The sequence below is a fragment of the Sphingobacterium sp. CZ-UAM genome (genome assembly GCF_002000245.1).
Lineage (GTDB): Bacteria > Bacteroidota > Bacteroidia > Sphingobacteriales > Sphingobacteriaceae > Sphingobacterium.
Map to the genome: position 1 here is coordinate 82,150 of NZ_MTCM01000001.1, position 22,582 is coordinate 104,731.

General features: G+C 39.2%; 18 protein-coding genes and 1 other RNA gene. 7 read left to right on the top strand and 12 right to left on the bottom strand.

Features of this window, described 5'->3' with window-relative positions; translation table 11 throughout:
* Positions 1-82: 82 nt before the first annotated feature.
* The 7 genes from BWD42_RS00345 to BWD42_RS00375 form a co-directional block, all read right to left on the bottom strand.
* Entirely contained in the window at positions 83-754 is a 672-nt protein-coding gene (locus tag BWD42_RS00345) for a TetR/AcrR family transcriptional regulator (protein ID WP_077432505.1), read from the bottom strand.
* Positions 755-1,206: 452 nt separating this feature from the next.
* Positions 1,207-1,773, bottom strand: coding sequence for an OmpH family outer membrane protein (locus BWD42_RS00350; RefSeq protein WP_077435645.1), 567 nt, complete (start codon positions 1,771-1,773; stop codon positions 1,207-1,209).
* A 104-nt stretch (positions 1,774-1,877) separates the two neighbouring features.
* Positions 1,878-2,411: an OmpH family outer membrane protein gene (locus BWD42_RS00355; protein ID WP_077432506.1), complete on the bottom strand. Its 534-nt coding sequence runs from the start codon at positions 2,409-2,411 to the stop codon at positions 1,878-1,880.
* A 387-nt stretch (positions 2,412-2,798) separates the two neighbouring features.
* Positions 2,799-5,363 carry an outer membrane protein assembly factor BamA gene (gene bamA, locus BWD42_RS00360; protein ID WP_077432507.1) on the bottom strand — a complete coding sequence of 855 codons (2,565 nt, stop codon included), beginning with the start codon at positions 5,361-5,363 and terminating at the stop codon, positions 2,799-2,801.
* Between the two features lie 115 nt (positions 5,364-5,478).
* Positions 5,479-6,216, bottom strand: a complete 738-nt coding sequence (locus BWD42_RS00365) for an isoprenyl transferase (RefSeq protein WP_077432508.1) — start codon at positions 6,214-6,216, stop codon at positions 5,479-5,481.
* Positions 6,217-6,452: 236 nt separating this feature from the next.
* Positions 6,453-7,337, bottom strand: a complete 885-nt coding sequence (locus BWD42_RS00370) for an NAD kinase (RefSeq protein ID WP_077432509.1) — start codon at positions 7,335-7,337, stop codon at positions 6,453-6,455.
* 51 nt (positions 7,338-7,388) lie between these two features.
* Positions 7,389-8,051 (bottom strand): CBS domain-containing protein, encoded by a 663-nt coding sequence (locus BWD42_RS00375; protein ID WP_077432510.1) that lies wholly within the window; start codon positions 8,049-8,051, stop codon positions 7,389-7,391.
* Positions 8,052-8,294: 243 nt separating this feature from the next.
* On the opposite strand from BWD42_RS00375, the gene BWD42_RS00380 reads away from it, so the two are divergent.
* Positions 8,295-9,128 (top strand): 1-acyl-sn-glycerol-3-phosphate acyltransferase, encoded by an 834-nt coding sequence (locus BWD42_RS00380; RefSeq protein WP_077432511.1) that lies wholly within the window; start codon positions 8,295-8,297, stop codon positions 9,126-9,128.
* A 5-nt stretch (positions 9,129-9,133) separates the two neighbouring features.
* Entirely contained in the window at positions 9,134-10,093 is a 960-nt protein-coding gene (locus BWD42_RS00385) for a GNAT family N-acetyltransferase (RefSeq protein WP_077432512.1), read from the top strand.
* A 33-nt stretch (positions 10,094-10,126) separates the two neighbouring features.
* Here the strand turns inward: BWD42_RS00385 and BWD42_RS00390 are convergent, their stop codons facing one another.
* The 3 genes from BWD42_RS00390 to BWD42_RS00400 are packed head-to-tail and all read right to left on the bottom strand — an operon-like array spanning position 10,127 to position 13,973.
* A complete protein-coding gene (locus tag BWD42_RS00390; RefSeq protein ID WP_077432513.1) occupies positions 10,127-10,861 on the bottom strand; it encodes an MIP/aquaporin family protein in 735 nt (244 codons plus the stop codon).
* Positions 10,862-10,870: 9 nt separating this feature from the next.
* On the bottom strand, positions 10,871-12,370 hold the full coding sequence (gene glpK, locus BWD42_RS00395) for a glycerol kinase GlpK (RefSeq protein WP_077432514.1): 1,500 nt from the start codon (positions 12,368-12,370) through the stop codon (positions 10,871-10,873).
* 25 nt (positions 12,371-12,395) lie between these two features.
* The gene (locus BWD42_RS00400; RefSeq protein WP_077432515.1) at positions 12,396-13,973 is read right to left on the bottom strand and encodes a glycerol-3-phosphate dehydrogenase/oxidase; all 1,578 of its coding nucleotides are present in this window, start codon (positions 13,971-13,973) and stop codon (positions 12,396-12,398) included.
* A gap of 367 nt (positions 13,974-14,340) precedes the next feature.
* Here BWD42_RS00400 and BWD42_RS00405 point away from each other — a divergent pair, with 367 nt between their 5' ends.
* Positions 14,341-14,847: a thioredoxin family protein gene (locus BWD42_RS00405; RefSeq protein WP_077432516.1), complete on the top strand. Its 507-nt coding sequence runs from the start codon at positions 14,341-14,343 to the stop codon at positions 14,845-14,847.
* Positions 14,848-15,346: 499 nt separating this feature from the next.
* On the opposite strand, the gene BWD42_RS00410 is transcribed toward BWD42_RS00405, so the two are convergent.
* Positions 15,347-16,738 (bottom strand): arginine decarboxylase, encoded by a 1,392-nt coding sequence (locus BWD42_RS00410; protein ID WP_077432517.1) that lies wholly within the window; start codon positions 16,736-16,738, stop codon positions 15,347-15,349.
* A 108-nt stretch (positions 16,739-16,846) separates the two neighbouring features.
* Here BWD42_RS00410 and argS point away from each other — a divergent pair, with 108 nt between their 5' ends.
* The 3 genes from argS to BWD42_RS00425 are packed head-to-tail and all read left to right on the top strand — an operon-like array spanning position 16,847 to position 20,915.
* The gene (gene argS, locus BWD42_RS00415) at positions 16,847-18,631 is read left to right on the top strand and encodes an arginine--tRNA ligase (protein WP_077432518.1); all 1,785 of its coding nucleotides are present in this window, start codon (positions 16,847-16,849) and stop codon (positions 18,629-18,631) included.
* Positions 18,632-18,635: 4 nt separating this feature from the next.
* Positions 18,636-19,712, top strand: coding sequence for an oxidoreductase (locus tag BWD42_RS00420; protein WP_077432519.1), 1,077 nt, complete (start codon positions 18,636-18,638; stop codon positions 19,710-19,712).
* A gap of 9 nt (positions 19,713-19,721) precedes the next feature.
* Entirely contained in the window at positions 19,722-20,915 is a 1,194-nt protein-coding gene (locus BWD42_RS00425; RefSeq protein WP_262507799.1) for an NAD(P)/FAD-dependent oxidoreductase, read from the top strand.
* An 86-nt stretch (positions 20,916-21,001) separates the two neighbouring features.
* Here the strand turns inward: BWD42_RS00425 and BWD42_RS00430 are convergent, their stop codons facing one another.
* Entirely contained in the window at positions 21,002-22,045 is a 1,044-nt protein-coding gene (locus BWD42_RS00430; RefSeq protein ID WP_077432520.1) for a helix-turn-helix transcriptional regulator, read from the bottom strand.
* A gap of 158 nt (positions 22,046-22,203) precedes the next feature.
* Here BWD42_RS00430 and rnpB point away from each other — a divergent pair.
* An RNA gene (gene rnpB, locus BWD42_RS00435) (RNase P RNA component class A) lies at positions 22,204-22,581 on the top strand.
* The last annotated feature ends 1 nt before the right edge of the window (position 22,582 follow it).

Consider the following 22,582-nt stretch of genomic DNA (forward strand, 5'->3'; position numbering starts at 1 on the left):
AATAGGAAGAAGGGGTTGGAAAAGTAAGCCCCCGAGAAAGTTGCAATGATTTTCTGGGGGCAAAGATTGTTCGGCTAATGATTTATTCTATACCGGCAAATGCTTGCTTAAGGATTTTTTCAACGGTTTTTTCAATACGGATTTTTCCTTCTTCTGTATTGATGTCAATACCGCAGAAAGTGCTGCCTGTAGATTTGGCCTGTAGTGCTAAGTAATAAATTCCGCTTACTAGTATGGCGAGTGTCGCCCTTATGTCCGTTTCTGAATGCTCAAATTTTGGATCAACGTGTTTAAATAATTCTTCACCAAGAACTTCGCGTCTATCGGCTATATTTTTTAATGCTTTAGTTTTCTCACCCAGTCCCCAATGGATGATTTTCTGTTTGGTTTTATCCTTTAAAAAAGTATTCAATTGGGATTTAAGTAATTCGTTTACCAGAGCGACATCAATATCATTTGGATTCGATATCATTTGCTCCAAAACACCTTTATCGCCAATCTGCCAAAAATCTTTTTGTGTTAAGTAAGCCTCTACTAATTGATCGAGGCCTCCAAAATAATTCCAGATGAGTGCTTTATTTAGGCCGCACTCCAGTGCGATATTCGGGCCGTTCAGCGCATGGTAGCCTTTCTTTTGGATGACTTTTCCCACTGCGGCGATCATCCGCGCTTTGGTACGTTCCTTGTCTCGGATGGGACCCGATGTTACTTTTCTTTCTTTCTTTGGACGATCCTCAGTTACGTTCTTTTTCATTAGAATAATTTTGTTTATTCATTACCAATTTATTTACAAAGGCATTATACTGCCTTTGGCGGTGTTACTAAGAATGAAGCTATCATAGACTCAGTCGTATAAGTCTTGAGCTAATTTAAGCCCGTGATAATTTCATACGAATAAAACCATTTTTAGCAACGAAGCTTCCATGAGTTATCCTATTCGTTCGTTAATAAACAAATTTGGACTCATGATGTTTCATTAGGGTAGATGTATATTTTTTCTACAATATCTAAATTTTAGCTGGGAAAAGCAAGAAAATCGTATAACAGATTTTAATTCCTTTTAATAAACTATTTTAGTCGACACGCAGATTGCCATTTAACAAGTTGCGGTAAATTGTTTTACTTTGGAATTAGCAGGATATGGGGCAATAAAAAAGGGACTATTCTTACGAATAATCCCTTTTTTATGACGTATGTGATACGTTATTATTTTTTTGCTGGTGCAGCAGGCGCAGCTGTTGCCGAAATACCTAATTTAGATTTTACAGCAGCGGTTAAATCCTCACCACCTTGGAAATAAGGAATATTCGTGCTTGAGATATCAAATACATAAGCCATTCCTTTTTCTTTTGCCACAGCGTTGACTGCATCAGCTACTTTTCTTTGGATAGGTGTAATCAATTCATCTTCTTTTTTTCCCAATTCTTCTTGAGCAGTTTGTTGTGATGATTGAATACGAGTTTGCATATCTTGGATTTCTTGTCCTAATTTATTCAATTCAGGATCTAGCGTATCTTTGTTAGCTTCGCTTCTGGTACGTAATTTATCAGTTCCTTCTTTTTGTTTGGTCTGTAAAATAGTGACCATGCCTTGAATTTCTTTGGTTTTACTCTCACTCAAAGTTTTCAATTGAGCTTCCGCTGTTTTATAATCTGGAGTTGATTGAATAATGTCAGCAAAATTGATGTGACCGATCTTTTGCTGTGCATTAGCGAATTGAGTTGAGAAAAATACTGCCACTATAGCAACCGCACCTTTTAATAAGTTTTTCATGCTTTTCATTTTAATCTAATACGCCATCTCTATGGCAATCTTTTTAGTTTTCTAATTAATTACTACTTTTTTTACTTGTGTCCACAATGATAACAAACTCCAGCTTAGTTTGCAAGACTAGGATTAGGTTTATAGCCTAATTTTGTAATGACATCATTACTTTTGTTCAATTTTGAATTTGCATAAAGGAAAGTGGATTCTTTGCCTTTGTCCACGATGAAATCAAAATTCTGTGCCGAAGCAACATCTTGTATCGCTTTTGCTACGCGGTCCTGAATAGGTTTAATTAATTGAACCCGCCTTTTGAAAAGTTCGCCTTCAAATCCGAATTTTTGTTTTTGATAATCTTTCACCTCTTTTTCTCTCGTAACGATTTCATCTTCGCGACGACGACGCATGTCCTCATTTAACAAGGCCTGATCTTTTTGATAAGCCTGATATAATTTTTCTATTTCGGCATATTTTTGATCTACCTCTTCCTGCCATTGTTTGGAAAGATCATCTAATTGTTTCTGGGCAGTGGTATATTCGGGAATGTGTTTTAGGATATATTCTGAATCTACATATGCAAGCTGTTGCGCAAATGTCGCTGTAGCACTAACGACTACAAAAGCTATAACTAACAATATTTTTTTCATATTTCCTGTAAGTTTTATAGACTATAATTTAATATTTAACATTCATTTACATTATGACAATGGCTGAGCCCAAAAGTTTAATCTGAGAAGCCGTCTTAAATAAATTTACCGCTCAAAAATAACAAAAAAGATGCAATCTAACAGATATTTCTCGGGTTTAACACTATTTAACTTGTTGGCCGATTCCTGTTATACATTTCCAAAGAGCTCATTACGGCTAACCTTTGTTGTTAAAAGCAAACTTCCTTCAAGATAAGAAGATTTAAGCGATATGCAGCGTTCAACTAAATAAATTTAAATGCTATAAATAAAAAAAGCTATCGCAGAAACTGCTGATAGCTTTTTCATCCCGATAAGGATATATCTTAGTGATTGGATCAACCTCGGTTAAAATCCGCCCATATTTTGCATAATACTGAAGGTAAAGTTTTGTTTCCAAGTACTGCTCGGTAATCCCGGAATAGGGTCAAATGCGTGACCGTAGTCGATCCCCAACATACCAAAGATAGGTAAGAAGATACGTGCACCAACACCTGCCGAACGACGGACCTTAAATGGATTGTATTCGGTAAACTTGTTCCAGGTGTTTCCAGCTTCCGCAAATGCCAATACATACACCGTAGCCTGGTCATTTAACATAACCGGATGACGTAATTCCATTTGATACTTGGTATAGATTGGGCTACCTGAATTCCGCGCTACGTTAACATTTTGTGTACCTTCTGGAATAATTACACCATTTGCATAACCACGCATTGCAATAATCTCAGATCCTTGAAGGTAATCAAACCCTTGCATACCATCACCACCGACTTTGAACCTTTCGAATGTAGACGTTTCAGTTTTATTAGAATATTTCCCTAAGAAACCAAATTGTGCCTGAGCTTTGAAAACTAATTTTCCGACAATTTTTGCATACCATTGCGAATCGAATTTCCACTTATGGTATTCCGTCCAGCGATAACGTTCCTGAGGAGTCCCATTTTTATAATCAATATTATTGAATAGGGAATAAGGAGGCGTCAATTGTACCGAGAACTTGATGTTCGAACCCGAAGTTGGGTAGATCGGAGCATCGATCGAGTTACGGCTAAATTCTTGTGTTAAATTGATATTGTATGCTGTACCGTTATCAAACAAGAAATAGTTGCCATAATTCTGAAGTTTATACCGTTGGAAAGACAATGAAGTATTGGCTTGGAACCAGTTGTCTGGCCACTGTAGGCGTTTACCTAAAGTTGCTGTAATACCCGTCATCCAAATACGGTTCAATTCTGAATCTTTTACGATTTGCTCCCCGGTATAATAGTTGAATCCACCATAGGATGAACTGGAGGTATAAGCACTCAAACCAAAATATATCGGTTTTTTTCCACCTAGCCAAGGTTCCGAGAAGGAGAAGCTATAGGATTGGTAACGTTTACCTGAAGTCTGACCACGCACACTTAATTTTTGGCCATCACCACGAGGAAGAGGTTTCCATGAACTCTTATCAAAGAAGTTACTTGTAGAAAAGTTATTGAAAGTTAAACCTAATGTACCTATGATCTGTCCGGCTCCATAACCTCCGGAAAGTTCTACCTGATCGGATGGTTTTTCCGTTACATTATAAACAATATCCACCGTACCTTCCGCATAATTCAAATTGCTCGGAACTGGATTTGTTTTTTGCTCATCAAAATTCCCTAATTGGGCAATCTCACGAACGCTCCGCATAATTTGCTCTTTTGAGAATTTTTGTCCCGGTTTTGTATAGATTGAACGTAATACCACTCGGTCATTTGTAACATCATTACCTTTTACGATAACGTTGTTAATGGTATATTGCGCGCCTTCATATACACGTAAATTTAAGTCGATGGTATCGTTATATACACGTGTTTGCTCAGGGTCTACAGAGAAGGTCAAATAACCATCATTCATATAGATAGATGAGATGTCATCTGAATTTTTGCCTCCACCTAGTAATTTTGCGTTCAGTTTTTCCTCTGAGAAGACATCACCACGTTTGATTCCTAAAATTTTATTTAATAAGGTATCTGAATATTTTGCATTTCCTGTCCACACAATATTACCTACATAATATTTTGGACCTTCATAAATATCAAATTTGACCAATACATTTTTCTCGCCATCGCGAATGATCGTATCTTTTAAGATCTCCGCATCGCGATAACCCTTAGCGGCCATTTTTTTGATCAGGTTTTCTTTTCCCTCTTTGTATTTCTCTTCTTTGAATTTACCCGGACCAAATATGCGGTACCACATTTTTTGTTTAATTGGCTTTGCCATTTTCCGCAAATCTTTTTGTGAAAAATGTTCATTGCCTGTAAAGGTCATCTCTTTGACTCTTACCTTGTGTTTTTTATCTACGTCAGCAATTAAGATCTCATTATTCGCCTGAGCCGAATCCTTAACTGTTTTTAGTGTAATTTCTGGATATAAATAAGCTTTTTCTTTTAGAAAACGTTGAATCGTTGCCCGGGTCGTATTCATCAAGTTTTCGTTGACAATCTTACCGGTATTACTATTTAAACGCTTGCGGACTTCCTCGGTTTGACTTTTGCTCAGTCCGTTAATATCAATACGCGTCAAACGCGGACGTTCTACTACACGAATGGTTAAGAAGATATTTTCACCTTCAATTTTTTCTGCCCATAATTCGACAGCGTCAAAGAGGCCTTGAGCCATCATGTCTTTTACTACTTTCGCAGTCGCTTCACTTGGTACTTCCAGATATTGACCTACAGACAATTTAGATATTGTAATTAATACGTTCTTATCCAAAAATTGTGTTCCGGTTACATCAACAGCACTAATTACATAGTTTTTAGGGTTGAGATAACTGATTTTTTCGGGATCATTTAAGTTGAACGCACCATTTTGCTGTCCGTAGACAAGTTGCATTGATGAGAGACCAAAAAATAGTATTACGGGTAGTATACGCTTCATTTATCTTGAATTATTGGCGCTAAAGTACACCAATCAGTTGTTAATTTTTGTTAATTAAGAAAATTTAACCAGCTTGTTTTTTATTCAAATCAGTTGACAAATTTAATAAAATCATTTATAACTGCTCACTTGTTTTTCCAAACCTTCTTTCACGCTGTTGATAATCGACAATGGATTTAAATAAATCTTCCTTTGTAAACTCTGGCCACATCTTATCTAAAAAACATAATTCAGAATAAGCAATTTGCCAAAGAAGGAAATTACTGATCCGGAGTTCTCCACTGGTTCTTATCAATAGATCTGGATCTGGTAATCCCCGGGTGTAGAGATTGGCAGAGAAAATATCATCATTGATTTCCTCGATGCTCAATTCTCCCGCTTGAACTTTTTTAGCCAGATTTCGGGTAGTTTCAACAATTTCCTGACGGGAACTATAGCTTAAGGCCAGCGTGAGTGTGCAGTGCGTGTTATCTTTGGTGGCCTCAATTGTTTCCTGAAGTTTCTTTTGCGCATTAGAAGGAAGTTTGCTGATATCTCCGATTGCATTTAATCGGACACCATTTTCCTGAAATGTCTTGATTTCTTTTTTTAAGGAGGAAACCAACAGTTCCATTAAAGCAATCACTTCCAGTTTTGGGCGATTCCAATTTTCCGCTGAGAAAGCGTAAAGCGTTAGAAATTTTATGTTGGCCTGAACACATCCTTCTAAAGCCTCTCTCACTGCTTTTACCCCATTTTGATGTCCAAATACACGGAGTTTACCTTTTTGTTTTGCCCAACGACCGTTACCATCCATGATGATAGCAATATGTTGGGGTAATTTAATGTTATCAATTTGATCTAAAAAGCTCATTGTTGCTATATTCAATAAAATTAACACCTTTTAGCCTTTTACAGCGTATTTGTGTGTTAAAACCAGATACTGGCTTTCTGTATATTACCTTCAAACGATGTTTTACCTCCCAAGGTTAAACCGTTTGATCATTATTTTTGGCACCTTATTTTAGGTGCTTTGTGTCTCTTATGCTGTATTATTCCTTCCAAATATCGATTTTTAATTGATAATTCAGAAGCATAATATCATAAAGATTAGTAGTTTCTGACATCTATTCCCCAAAGCAGTTTTTCTCTCAATGTGCTAAAAAAACTCTCCTGCGGAAGACGGATTAGATTGATCGTAAATGGAGCTTGTTTGATTGTCAATTTAACGGAAGTATCGATAGACTCATTTTTTGAGTCACAACTGAGTATGTATTGATTGCTTCGGCTCTCGATTTCCAGCTCAAGGGTGAATTGATTTGAAATAACGATCGGTCTGACGTTAAGGTTATGTGGTGAGATCGGCGTGATTACAAAATTCCCGCTTTCAGGCATAATGATTGGTCCTCCGCAGCTCAACGAATAAGCTGTTGAACCGGTAGGAGTAGCGATAATCAACCCGTCTGCCCAATAGGAATTGAGTAGTTCGCCGTTAATCCGTGCATTGACTGTGATCATTGCAGAGCTATCGTAACGAAATACCGTAATATCGTTAAGGGCATAATGATTACCCTGAAATAGATTGATCTGTTCAGATTCTACCGAAAGAAGTACACGTTTTTGAATATCGTAACGATTGTTTAAGATATCTTCTATTGCATGTTCAAAGTCATTCTTATTGATGGAGGCCAAAAAGCCCAAACGTCCAAAATTAATACCTGCGATGGGAATACCCGAGTCTCTAATGAGTGATACCGCTGATAGCATAGTGCCATCGCCTCCTAAACTTAGCATGAGATCAACGTTGTCTTTAATTTCCTCATATACATGGTAGGTGGGAAAACTAAATCCACATTCAAACTGCGTTGTCAAGAACTTATAAAAAGGATCATAAACCCATATATCGACGTTTTTACCAACGAGATATTTAAATAAGTGCTTCACATGTGCTATAACGGAGGGTTGAAACTCTCGTCCATATATCGCAATTCTCATATTTTTTTGAATTTATGGGGCAAAGATGAGAAAAAAACTAATCTTAATTAATTAAATGTTGATGTAATTCATCAGTTGCTGATAACGATCGGCAGTGTCATCAAATGCGGCAACAGTATTGTGTGTCTCCATAACGATATAATTATGCCTTAAGAATGAATTGAGCAGCGCGTTGATATTGGACTTGTCTACTTTCAGTGTCACTTCAATGGAATCGCTTTCGAGATTTATTTTTGTGGCGCAATTGAGAATTCTACAGTTGTCACTTTCTACCAAATGCGAAATCTGGGATAAAGAAAAATCATGTAACCCTATTGACAAGACAATGATAGCCCCGGATTCATTCTGAGATTGGATCAATGAAATTGCCTTTAAAATATCTAATTGCGTAGAAACACCAATATATTTGTTATCTTGATCCAAAATTGGGACTAATGAACTGTTGTATACAGTTGTCATGACCAATGCATCATATGGATGCTGGTTAAATTTAAGCTGTATTGGTGCAGTGTTAATTTTAATGGAGGAAATAGAAGCTTCTTCATTATCGGCATCCAACAAAACAGACTCATTGACGAATCCAATATATTCATCCCCATTTAAAACAACCAATTCTTTACAAAGCATGTCTTGTAGTTTTTCTAAGGCCTGCTGTATTGAATCAGCTTTCTGGATGCTGAAATCTGCGTTTGAAAGAAATTGTCCTATTAACATACCCAAACTTAATAAAAAAAATGATGTGATAGGGAAAATTTTATAGATCAGAATCTTTGGCAGTGTCTGGACTTTTTTGTGTTTGATGAATAAATTAAAAGTAAGTAATTACATTATTGCAAATAAGTACAATTTTAATGTTTAAAATTGTACTTTTATTAGCATTCTGTTAGTATTTTTGTCCACAATTTGAGCTATGCTAAAAATGGAGGGTAGCTAGTTTTTTTCAGAAAAATAAGATTGATGGTTACGAGTGAGAATAAAAAATTTATTGATATACGCGAGGTTATTCGCAAAAAAAATGCAGGATTAGCAAAGTGGATTCCATCTTTTTTGTTGAATTATCTCAAGCGGACCATTCATGAAGATGAGATCAATGATATTATGACGCGTTTTGCAGATTTGCAGGGGCTGGATTTTGTCGATGCGTTAATCAATGATTTGGGAGTTACAGTAAATTTATATGGCGCCGAAAACATTCCGGATTCTGATCCGGTCATTTTTGCCTCCAATCATCCTTTGGGTGGTTTAGATGGGATTGCGTTTATGCATGCGATAGGAAAGCATCGACGGGATGTGAAATTTTTGGTGAATGATATCTTATTAAATATAGGAAATTTGAGGCCTTTATTTGTCGGTGTGAATAAATTGGGAGGACAGGGTAAACAAGCTATTTCGGCAATTGAGGAAGCTTATGGGGCCGATGATGCACTGCTTGTATTTCCCGCCGGCCTGGTCTCCAGAAAGCAGAAAGACGGACGTATCGAGGACCTGGAATGGAAAAAAAGCTTTATCAGCAAAGCGAAGAAATATAAAAAAGATATCATTCCGGTGCTTATTGACGGCAAAAACTCTAAGTTTTTTTATAATTTTGCAAGGCTTAGACAAAAAATAGGTCTTAAGGTAAACATTGAAATGTTATATTTACCTGATGAAATGTTTGCCCAGCGCGGGCACACTGTTAACATTATAGTAGGAAAGAGAATCCCTTATACAGCGTTTGATCAATCAAAGAACGAAAAGACTTGGGCTGAAGAAGTGAAAAGAAGAGTTTATGGATTAGCTCAAGAAAAATAGAATTTATGCAAGAAATTATACCTCCAGTTGATAGAGAACTATTGAAAGCCGAATTGAACAAGGACGTTTTCGTACGATATACCAACAATGGAAATAACGAGATATACTTAATCAACTATCATAACTCGCCCAATGTCATGCGCGAAATTGGACGGTTACGGGAGTTGACATTCCGTGGCGCAGGTGGAGGTACAGGGCTTTCGATCGATATCGATGAAAATGATACATCTGAGGATTGCTACGATCAACTGATCGCATGGAATCCCGAAGATGAAGAAGTTGTTGCCGGTTATCGTGTGATTAAATGTGCAGAGGCAGGAGAGACCAATGGTATTCCCAATTTATCTACCGCCCATTATTTTCAGTTCTCAGATCAGTTTACAAAAGATTATTTACCCTATACCATTGAATTAGGGCGATCTTTTGTTCAACCTCGATATCAACCTGCAATTGACAATAGAAAAGGAATTTTTTCCTTAGACAATCTGTGGGACGGTTTGGGGGCCTTGGTGATGCTCAATCCAGAAATTAAATACCTTTTTGGGAAAGTGACAATGTATCCACATTATAACAAGGACGCACGGGATATGTTGCTTTACTTTATGGACTACTATTTCCCGGATCATGATAAATTGGTTATTCCATTGCCTGATTTAGAAATTAAAAACGATTATGACCGTTTTATCGGTGTTTTTGATGGCTTAGATTATAAGGAAGGTTATAAAATATTAAATAGTCATGTAAGAGCATTGGGGGAAAATATCCCACCTTTAATCAATACTTACATGAACCTCTCCCCGACGATGAAATCTTTCGGTACTGCTCGAAATGATGAGTTCGGTACGGTAGAAGAAAAAGGAATTTTGATTGTTATTGACGACGTTTATCCCGTGAAAAAGGAGCGGCATATGAATACTTTTGAGCGCGATAGAGAATATGGTCATCGTAAACCAAAACGGGTTTAAAATAATAAAGGGATTCAATATTGAATCCCTTTATTATTTTATTAAAGTATAGACTACAAATGCTAATATCGCCCCGATGATTGGACCAATGATAGGGATCCAGGCATAAGACCAGTCCGAACTTCCTTTACCTTTAATCGGCCAAAGCGCATGGAATAAGCGGGGACCGAGATCTCTGGCGGGATTAATTGCATAGCCGGTTGTGCCTCCTAGGGATAAACCAATAGCCCATACTAAAAAGGCGACCGGTATGGCACCTAAAGAGCCCATTCCAATAGGTTCAGTCTTTCCATTAATTGTGATATCCTGTCCTGTTATAAAAAAGATAACAAAAATTAAGACGAAAGTTCCAATGATTTCACTTGCCAGGTTTGTTGAAGTATTCCGGATATTTGGGATTGTAGCGAAAACACCTAGTTTGGTGGTGGGATCAGCTGTTGCATTAAAGTGGTCTCTGTGTATAACGTAAGTTAACAATGCGCCGCAAAATCCGCCTGCAACTTGAGCCAGAATATAGCCTGGTACTTCCGTCCAGGGTAAAGCCTTATTAAGTGCCATGGCAATTGTCACTGCTGGGTTGAGGTGGGCGCCCGTGTAAGGTCCCGCGAAGACCACTCCAACATACACGGCAAGGGCCCATGCAGTGGTAATGACAATCCAGCCACTATTTTCTCCTTTTGTTCCTTTTAAGATTACATTTGCAACAACACCGTTCCCCAGGAGCAGGAGCAGTGTCGTTCCGATAAATTCAGCTAAATAATGGTTCATATGTATTGATTAGTTTTCTGTCCAGAATTGCAATGCCTTAACGCCCTTAGTCCATTGTTTAATAATTTGTTTAGTCTGCTCTGCTTGTTCTTTTTCGGGTTCAAAAAGACGGTCTTGCGCCCAAAATTTAGCAAGCTCTTCTTCATTATTCCAAAAACCGACAGCCAGTCCAGCAAGGTAGGCAGCGCCTAATGCAGTTGTTTCAGTAATTTTAGGTCTGATCACATTGCTGTCCAGTACATTGGCTTGGATCTGCATTAACAGATTATTTGCTGTTGCTCCGCCATCTACACGCAGTTCTTTGATCGGTATTCCGCTGTCCGCTTCCATCGCCTGTAAAACATCTCTGGTCTGGAGTGAAATGGCCTCCAGGGAAGCCCTGGCAATATGTCCGTTTGTTGTTGCTCGTGTTAAGCCGAATATAGTGCCTTGTGCCCTGGCATTCCAATAAGGCGCGCCTAATCCGGCGAAAGTTGGGATAAATGTTACTCCGCCATTATCTTTTTCAGCGAGCGCCAACTGTTCAATATCTGCTGATTTGTAAATAATATTAAGATTGTCCCGCAGCCATTGGACTAATGCCCCCCCAATAAATATACTTCCCTCCAAGGCATATTCGGTTTTGCCATTGATCTTCCAGGCTACGGTAGTCAATAAGTTGTTTTTAGACATGATCGGCTTATCACCAATGTTCATTAGCATAAAACATCCCGTACCGTACGTGTTTTTTACCATTCCTTTTTCAGTACATTGTTGGCCAAAAAGGGCTGCCTGCTGATCTCCCGCGATTCCCGCGATTTTGACTTTGTGTGCGAAAATCGTCGTTCTGGACTCGCCATATATTTCGCTGCTTTCCTTAACTTTGGGTAGCATGGCAGCTGGGATGTCGAATAATTCAAGAAGCTCTGTATCCCAATCCATTGTATGTATATTGAATAAAAGTGTGCGGGAGGCATTGGTAACATCGGTAATGTGGACATCCCCGCGGGTTAGGTTCCATACCAACCAAGTGTCGATAGTGCCACAGATAAGCTCTCCATTTTTTGCTTTTTCTCTGGCTCCGTCCACATGATCAAGAATCCATTTTATTTTGGTTGCTGAAAAATAAGGGTCTAGGATAAGACCTGTTTTTTCTTGGATCATTTTATGTTTGTTAGATTGGCGGAGTTCGTCACAGTAATCCGCTGTGCGCTTATCTTGCCATACAATGGCATTGTAGATTGGTCTGCCGCTTTCCTTTTCCCACACAACTACGGTTTCCCGTTGATTGGTTATGCCGATAGCCGCAATATTTTTACCATTCAACCCAGCTTTGGTTGTGGCTTCGGCCGTTACACCGGCTTGTGTGGACCAGATTTCATGGGGGTCGTGTTCCACCCATCCCGGTTTTGGAAATATTTGTGTGAATTCTTTTTGAGCAATTGAAACGATATTTCTGTCCTTATCAAAAATAATGGCTCTGGAGCTTGTTGTGCCTTGATCCATCGCCAAGATGTATTGTTGTTCCATAATTGATTACTGCGGGTTATTTATATTAGTTTAAGATATAGTTTTTTGCGGCTTTTTGAAAATTTTCTAGCTGACTTTTTTGCCAGGTTTCATCTTTGCCCAATTCCTGAGCAAGTATTTTAGCAACTTCGGGGGCGGCTGTAATTGCCGCTTTTGCATCAAGGAATAGGATGCGTACACGGCGTGAAAGTACGTCTTCCACGGTTTGGGCGAGTTCGTTGCGAACGGCCCAGACCACCTCTGCTTTTTTAAATTCCAGATGTTCGACTAATTTTTCACCCCATTGCGGATTTTCTTGCGCAAGCGCATATATCGCTTCTTGGTCGGAACCGTAAATATACATGTGGTTACTTCGGTCGCTTGTGGGAATAGCGCTATAGATTTTCTGAGTTGCCGATGTGCTTTCCTTTTTGGGAAGACAGCCAATTTTAATTGCTTTATCAACAGTGTCTTGTCCCATTCTTCGAAAGGTCGTCCATTTTCCCCCAGTTAGCGTCAGCAAATTTGATTCACTGACAATTACTTTATGGCTTCGGGAAATTTCTTTGGTCTTATTCGAGTTTCCTGTTGGCGCGGCCAAGGGTCTAAGACCGGCAAATACAGCAAGTGCATCCTGACGCGTTGGTTGTTTTGTAAGGTAACGGCCTGCTGTTTTTAAGATAAATTCAATTTCCTTTTCTAGCGCTATGGGTTCTAAGCTATGTTCGTCGATCGGTGTATCTGTAGTTCCAGCTATGACACGATTGTGCCATGGAACCAAAAAAAGGACGCGGCCATCATCTGTTTTCGGTATCATGATTGCGTCATCTCCAGGAAGGAACGATTTATCGAAAACAAGGTGCACACCTTGGCTGGGTCTGACCATTTGTTTTGCTTCGGGTTTGTCCATTTTGAGTATATCATCGACAAAAATTCCTGTTGCGTTGATAATGGTTTTACCTTGGATGGTGAAAACTTCTCCGGTGTCAGTATCCTCGGCAATAACACCATTGACCTTACCGTTATTGTTTTTGGTGAGATTGGTGACCCGCATATAATTAAGTGCTACACCGCCCATTTGGATGCAGGTCTGCGCTACATTTACAGCTAGTCTCGAATCGTCAAATTGTCCATCTTGGTAGACAACTCCACCGTATAAGCCCTTTTTTCTCACGGTACTGATTCGCCGTAACGTTTCTTCCTTGTTGATGTGTATGGATTTCCCTAAGCTCAGTTTGCCTGCAAGGAAATCGTATATCTTCATGCCAATTGTGTAGAAAGGGCCGTCAAACCAGCTATAATTAGGAATGATAAAAGATTGATTTTTGACTAAATGTGGGGCGTTTCGCTGTAGTAGACCTCTTTCGTGAAGTGCCTCTTTAACCAGCGCGATGTCTCCCTGAGCGAGGTAACGTACACCGCCATGCACCAGCTTGGTTGCCTTACTGGATGTGCCTTTGGCAAAATCAACCTGCTCCAATAATATTGTTTTGAATCCTCTGCTCAATGCATCCAATGCGACACCTAAACCGCTTGCTCCGCCACCTATGACGATAACATCCCATTCACTTGTGTCCTTTATTCTTTCTATTAATTTTGACCTTTTGAATTCTTCTTGTTTCATTTTGTTTCGTTTCTGGTTCTGGGGTGTTGTCCCTTTTCTGGGTCGATATAACCAATTGATACTAAGTTATAGTATATTTATGAGATTTTAAAGGAATTTTGTGAAAAATATTTGAAAACAATTTGTGTTTTCTTTTGTTTTCTTTTGTTTTGTTTGTTTATGTTTGTCTTGTTTCTAGATAAGGTATTCTAGTTTTTATTCTTTTAAAAACTAGAAAGATATTGTATGGTTTCTTTATTATGGCTGGTTATATGTCGTTGTGATGAATATTTTTTTTATATACTGTTTAACCATTATAGTGGGCTTATGTTTTGGTTTGGGGAAAATGATTTTGTATTTTTAAATCACATAAATAATTTGTTGGAGAATGAAAAGGATTAAATTATTGTTTTGGGGGATAGCTGTATTTTTGGGAAGCCAATTTGTGCATTCACGTGCGATCGCTCAGGAGGTTTCAAAAACACAGGGTGAACTGATCAAGCCTTACAACCCGGAGGCCGATGCGCAAAAAGATATTGATGGTTTGATACAGCTGGCTAAGAAGGAAAAAAAGAATATTATTATTCAGGCTGGAGGGAATTGGTGTGTATGGTGCCTGCGATTTAATGATTATATCCATAAAACAGCAAGTGTAGATAAATTGCTAAAAAGTCGTTTCCTTTATTATCACCTAAACTATTCGAAAGAAAATAAGAACGAAGCGGTTTTTCAAAAGTATGCACCTGAAGGAAGTAAATTAGGTTATCCGTTTTTTATTGTATTGGATAAGAACGGAAAGACGCTTCATGTACAGGAGAGTGGTAGTTTGGAGAAAGGGAAAAGTTACGACGAAGACAAAGTACTGAAATTTTTCAGTGCCTGGGTAGCGAAATAAAAGAGTACCGCAGCAGAATTTCTTAAGGAAAATTATCATAAAATAACAGAAAATATACAGTGAGCAGGCCCCTAAATAAGGGGCCTGCTTTATTTTGTGGCAAGCTGATAGATCGGAGAAGTTTCCTGCCAAAGATTTCACGATTAGCTGTGGGTTTGCGTTAGGGAATTTGGGAGGCAACTTCATAATTAGCCCTAGTTTATAGGGAATATTATTCGGAGTTTAGACATACTTTATTCGGTTTCATCCGAATGAGGTCCGAATGAGGTCCCTGTTAGGTCCGTATAAAGTCCCTGTTAATTGGCAACTTGTTATAAAGTTAAGTACTGTTAGTTTCGTTGATTGATAGGGGAGAGCTTAGAGTGCAGATGATTGGAAAAAGTAGGGTAGCGACCTAAAAGAATAGGTCTGGATCTTAAGATCCAGACCTATCTCTTATGGTTGATTCGCACTGAAAAGATGCGTTAAATTTAGAGTGCCATTTTTTAGATGGGGTATTTTATTGATAGCCCAATAGCTTCATGACTTGTTTGGAATTTTGTTCCTCTCCAAATACTTCGTAGTTGAACGTCTCATCTCTATTTCTACGAACCAAAACATGTTTTGGCGAAGGAAGTAAACAATGGTGAATTCCTCCGTAGCCACTCAATACGTCTTGATAAGCACCTGTATGGAAGAAACCTAGGTATTGTACTTTACGTGTTTTAGGCATAAAAACAGAGTTCATATGTGCTTCCTGATTGTAATAATCCTGGCCATCACAGGTGATTCCGCCCAAGTTGACGCGTTCGTACTCTGAATCCCAATTGTTGATCGGTAATAGAATGTACTTTTGGTTCAACGCCCAAACATCTGGTAGGTTTGTGATGAAAGATCCATCAATCATAAACCAGCGTTCGCGGTCATTTTGTTGTTTACGTCCCAGTACTTTATATAGGATGCCTGATGCTTCAGCGACGGTGTATTTGCCAAATTCTGTAATAATATCCGGTTCCATCACTTCGTGGTGTGCGCAGATTTGTTTGATCCGGTTGACGATTTCGTTGACCATATACTCATAATCGAAATCGTGTACCAGTGAATCTTTAAAAGGCATTCCACCACCGATATCCAAGGTGTCTAGGTCAGGGTTTATCTTTTTAAATTTACAATAGAGGGTTACATATTTCTCCAGCTCATTCCAATAATATGGTGTGTCAGAAATCCCCGAATTGATAAAGAAGTGAAGCAGTTTTACTTTGAAGTTGGGGTTGTCAGCAATTTTGTTGTTGTAGAATTCTACAACATCTTCTTGACGAATGCCTAGTCTTGATGTGTAAAATTGAGAATCAGGTTGCTCTTCTGATGCAATGCGGATCCCAAGAGCACAGGGCTCGTCCAATTCAATTTCATCGTCGTACAGGTTGAATTCTTCTTTGTTGTCCAGTACGGGTATAATATTTTTATATCCATCATGGATCATATCCACAATATACTGCTTGTACTGGTAGGTTTTAAATCCATTACAGATGACTGTAATGTCTTTTGTTACGGTGCCCTGTCTCTCCAATGAGTCAATCATCGGCATGTCAAATGCAGACGAAGTTTCAAGGTGGATGTCATTTTTCAAGGCTTCTTCTACGATATGCTTGAAATGAGAGGATTTGGTACAATAACAGTATTTGTAAGTTCCGCGATAGTTGTGTTTCAGAATAGCGGTCTGAAACAGGATTTTCGCTTGTTGAATTTTTTTGCTGACGATAGGCAAATAAGTAAAACGTAACGGCGTACCGTACGTTTCTATCATTTCCATTAAATTCAAATCGTGGAAATACAATTCGTCGTCGATGATTTCGAATCCGTCTTGCGGAAAACCAACACTTAAGTCAAGAAATTCCTGATAGCTCTGCATTTTTTATTATTTTTGCAAAGATATACTTTAATGGTGAATACCTAAATAAGGAATGTTATTTATTTCCAGTTCACTATCAGGAAGTTGTAAAATTTACAAAATCATTAAATGGCAAATTCTATTCAAAGGCGACTTGTTGAAGTCACTGTACAGGCTGTTAAAACGCTTTATAATGCAGATATTTTAGAACATCAAATTGCTTTACAGGCGACCCGAAAGGAGTTTGAAGGGCAAATTACCATCGTAACTTTTCCGGTAACCCGCTTTTCGAAATCTTCACCGGAGCAAACAGGTAAAGAGATCGGTGCCTACTTGCAACAACATATTGCTGAAATTTCGGACTTCAATGTGATAAAGGGTTTTTTGAATATTGTACTTTCCGATGACTACTGGGTTTCCTTATTGAATGAAACGATTGTTGCCAAAGATTTTGGTGTCTTTCCGGCGAATGGAAAGAAATTGATGGTTGAATATTCTTCGCCCAACACAAATAAGCCACTGCATTTGGGTCATATCCGAAATAATCTATTAGGTTATTCTGTTGCTGAAATTCTGAAAGCCTATGGTTATGAAGTGATCAAGGCAAATCTAGTAAACGACCGCGGTATTCATATTTGTAAATCCATGCTGGCCTGGCAGAAATTCGGTGCCGGAGAAACGCCGGAGTCTACAGGAATGAAAGGTGATCACCTTGTGGGCAAATACTATGTAGTCTTCGATAAAGAGTATAAGAAAGAAATTGAAGCATTGAAAGCGGAAGGTCAGTCAGAAGATGAAGCAAAAAAGAATGCGTCACTGATGAAAGAAGCGCAGTCTATGCTTCAAAAGTGGGAAGCAGGAGACGAAGGGGTGATTAGCCTCTGGAAGACCATGAACAATTGGGTCTACGCTGGTTTTGAAAAAACCTACAAACAATTGGGCGTAAACTTTGATAAATATTATTACGAATCCGATACCTATCTGTTAGGTAAAGATATTATTCAGGAAGGGCTTGACAAAGGTGTTTTCTTTAAGAAAGAGGACAACTCCGTTTGGATAGATCTGACAGATGAAGGACTGGACCAAAAATTGGTGCTCCGTGGCGACGGTACCTCGGTTTATATTACACAGGATTTGGGTACTGCACAGCTTAAATATGATGAGTTCAAGATGAGTGAATCTATTTATGTAGTGGGTAACGAACAGGATTACCATTTCAAGGTATTATTTTTGATTCTCAAAAAATTAGGTAAGTCCTGGGCTGACGGATTATTCCACTTATCTTATGGGATGGTTGATTTACCTTCCGGTAAAATGAAATCCCGTGAAGGAACTGTCGTGGATGCTGATGATTTGATGGCTGAAATGCTTAAAACGGCGCAGGAACGTACGGAAGAACTTGGGAAAACCGAAGGTTTGACCGAAGAGGCGAAGGCTGAACTTTATAACACGATAGGGATGGGGGCGTTAAAATACTTTTTATTGAAAGTAGATCCGAAGAAACGCCTATTGTTTGATCCAAACGAATCGGTAGACTTCCAGGGACATACCGGACCTTTTATTCAATACACTCATGCGCGTATCAAGTCTGTTTTGAGTAAGGCTGGATTTGATAGCAATAGCCCTGTTTCGCTGCTGACCTCCATCTCGCCTTACGAACGTGATCTGATTCAGCAGTTGGGCGCATTTCCCGAAACGATTGAAGCATCTGCACAGGAATTTAGTCCAGCACAATTGGCAAATTATATTTACGAGGTTGCCAAATTATATAATAAATTTTATCACGAAGAGAGCATATTGAAAGCCGAAGCTGATGACGTAAAGAATTTTAGGTTGCATCTGTCCGCTGCTGCAGCTAAAGTTATCGCTAAGGGGATGGAGCTGTTGGGTATCTCTGTACCAGAAAGAATGTAACAATATGAGAAAGATTCGTGTAGGCCTTATAGGCTTTGGTATTTCGGGGCAGGTTTTTCATGCCCCCGTTATGCGTTCGATTGCGGCATTGGAACTTGTAAAGGTTACTGCGCGTAAAGCTGAACAACAGGCTTTATTGAAAGAGCGCTTTCCGCAAGCTGAAATCGCATTATCTGCTGATGAAATTTTTGCTGATGATACAATCGAGCTGGTCGTGGTTGCGACTTCTAACGATATGCATTATCCACTGGCAAAACGTGCATTGGAGGCAGGAAAACATGTTGTTGTTGAAAAACCGTTTACAAATACGGTAGAGCAGGCTGATGAGTTGATCGCCTTAGCGAAAGAAAAGAATTTGGTGCTTGCTCCTTATCATAATCTGAGATTTACTTCGGATTTTCGTACACTCGTGAAAATCGTAAAAGGTGGACGACTGGGAAGGATAGTAAATCTGGAAACGAGATTTGACCGTTTTCGGAATTATTTGCGGCCAAATGCCTGGCGTGAGGAAAATTTGCCCGGATCGGGTACATTTTATGATTTAGGATCGCACCTTATCGATCAGGCTTTACAGTTATTCGGAAGGCCCGATGCGGTATTTGCAGACCTTGCCATACAACGTGATCATGCAAAAACCATCGATAATTTTGAATGTATTCTGTACTATGACAACCTGAGAGTCTCTCTGAAAGGATCAATGCTTGCAAAAGAACCGACCTCACGGTATCGTGTTTTTGGTATGAATGGAAATTTTGTGAAAAATGGCGTTGACCCCCAAGAAGCATTATTGCGTGACGGTAAGTTTCCCGATGAAGACCCAAATTGGGGCGAAGAGGATCCAAGTATTTATGGAAAACTCAATATTGTTGAGGATGGAAAAGATGTAGAAGAAATTATTGCGTCGGAACGTGGGTCATATCCTGATTTTTATCAAAATGTTGCGGATACTATTTTAGGCCACGCGACCTTACTAACTTCGGCAGACCAGGCACGGGACGTGATTCGTATTATCGAACTTGGTTACCAGAGCCAACAGGAGCGGCGCGTTGTTCCGGTTGATGGTCAATTGATTGCTTATTAATATCAGACAGTGAAGACATACGATGCGATTATCATTGGCGCCGGTGCCTGTGGTCTTATGTGCGCAGCGCAGGCAGGACTGCAGGGCAAGAAAACACTGTTATTGGAGCGTAATGATAAAGTTGGTGCAAAAATCTTGATTTCAGGAGGTGGAAGATGTAATTATACAAATACCGGGACCACAATCGCTAATTTTATCTCTGAAAATCCCGATTTCTTACATGGTATTTTTAAGCAATGGACGGTCGACGATACCATCGATTTTTTCGAAGCATACGGTATTAAAGGACAGGAAAAAACCTTAGGGCAGTTATTTCCGGAGACCAATAAGGCGAAAGATATCGTTGCAATATTCTCAAAAATTCTTTATGAAACCGGACAGGATATTGCGCTTAATATGCTTGTGAAATCGGTCGAAAAGAGTGCTAATGGATTTATCGTAAAGGCAGAGCATTCGAAAGGGGAATATCAGTATGAAACTAAAAAGCTGGTTATTGCCTCAGGTGGGCTGCCGGTTCAAAAGCTAGGCGCATCTGATTTTGCTTTACGTGTCGCAAAACAGTTTGAGCTAGAAATTGTGAAGACTGCCCCGGCGCTTGTGCCTTTAACAATTACAGGTAAAGATGCTGATTGGTACAGCTCTCTCGCTGGTAATACAGTGTTTTCGAAAGTGTCCACAGCAAACATCGCTTTTGAAGAGAATATATTATTTACACATTGGGGATTGAGCGGCCCAGCAATACTCCAGATATCAAGTTATTGGAGTCCTGGGCAGGAGATCACGATAGATCTACTTCCAAAATTTAATCTTGAACAGTTGATCAAGGAAGAGCGGCAGCAGGGCGGAAAGCGAATGGTGTCCCAATTGCTGAATGATTATTTTAGCCGGAAATTGGTGGATGCGTTGGGTAAATTCTTGGCGTTGGACATCAAAATAGCATCCCTGAGCAAAGCAGACGCTAAGTTGATCGTAGATACAATTCATCGCTTTAAGGTCAGACCTGCGGGTGATAAGGGCTACGATAAAGCGGAGGTGATGCGGGGCGGAGTTTCGACGAAAGAATTGCACGGTAGGACATTAGAATCCAAGAAAATACCAGGTCTTTATTTCGGTGGTGAGGCTGTTGATGTGACGGGTTGGCTTGGAGGTTATAATTTCCAATGGGCTTGGGCTAGTGGTTATGCAATTGCACAAGCTATTTAGAATGCGTTCGTCCAGATCATTCCTTTGCCCTATTGTGAATGTCCGATCCAGATTTTTGCCGAGAGAAGATTGAAAAAATTGTAATTCTATAAGGTATCGTTACTTTTTTTCGATTGATCGAGATATAGCTGAGATGCTGCTGTCAACCGCTGTTTTATCCGGTTCTGCAAATTGCGCGGGGCAATTACCTTGATCGCTTCACCGAAGCCTAATATTTCCCTTTCCAACTCAAAGTTAAGGACTACATCAATGCGGACCAAAATTGATCCATCTTCCTTTTTGTCTAAAATCTGTTGTGAAGAATGTAATGGCTTTGTTTCGACATAAGGTGCATTCCTTGCATTGATTTCCAGGATAACACGTTGGCCACGGTCTTTCTGTGTTTTCGTCACCCCAATAGTATCGGCAAAATATCTTTCAAAATCTATTCCCGAATAGGTTATATATGAATTTTTGCCCATTTCCTCTATTGTATCAATTCGATCTAAGGCAAGCGTCATCAAGCCCTCATTTTTTCTGTGATGGCCGATGAGAAACCAACGATTGCGATATTCTTTTAAGAGGTAGGGGGAGAATATCAGATCTTGTTTTTGCTGCGCTTTAAAGGATTGATAGCCTATAAGAAGCGGTGTTTTTTCGCGAATGGCCTGATGGAGTTGACTAATAAATGATAAGCCCTTCAAAAGATTATTGTTTTCCATTTGGATAATGGAGGGTTGATTGTCTTTTTTAGTATGGATGCTATCTTCGAGGCGTGCGACAATATCGCTCATTTCATCAAAGCTTGAAAAGCCACTAACATGTTTTAAGACCTCTACAGCTTCCTTCATTTTTTGCATATCTCCAACCGAAATAGGAGAGTTGCTTATACTATAGTTTGGGTCTTCGTAGGTATAAAACTTACGATGTGTAACGACGATTGGTGCATTATATCCCAGTTTATTGCTTCTCATCAACTGGATATCACCTTGCACAGTACGTTTACTTATGCCATTTTTGATACCTTCAAATTCATAAAGAGCATCGGAAACTTTTTCCATGAGGTCTTCCAAAGTCCATTTACGATGTCTTAAGCGCAGACAATTATCTATTGTTTTATAACGGATCAGTGCAAGTTTGTTTAATGCCATAAGTTGTTGGTACAAGTTTAGATGAAAATACGAAACTTTATGTTATCTACGCAGGAGTATTGCGTAATTTTTGTTGTGCCTGAGGTCTTAAGCGCAGCTTTATGGAAATAATAAAGAAATAGGCTGTTTATCCAACTAAAATCGCTACTTTTGCGCAGAAGCAAACTGGTTCTATCGCTGCTCTTTAGGGAGGAGAGGAAAGTCCGGGCAACATAGAGCGACACGCTTCCTAACGGGAAGGATGCTATGTAAATAGCAGACAGAAAGTGCCACAGAAAATATACCGCTTTTCGGAGTAAGGGTGAAAACGTAAGGTAAGAGCTTACGGTCTTGTATGGTAACATACATTACGGTAAACCTCGTGTGTTGAAAGACCAAATAGGTTGCGAAACCCGAAGGCTGCTCGTCTTCTTTCAATTTATTGGAATTCGCAATGGGTAGGTTGATTGAGTTTGTCAGCGATGGCAAATCTAGATAAATGATAGAAATTCCACTTCGGTGGTCTACAGAACCCGGCTTACAAGGTTTGCTTCTTTT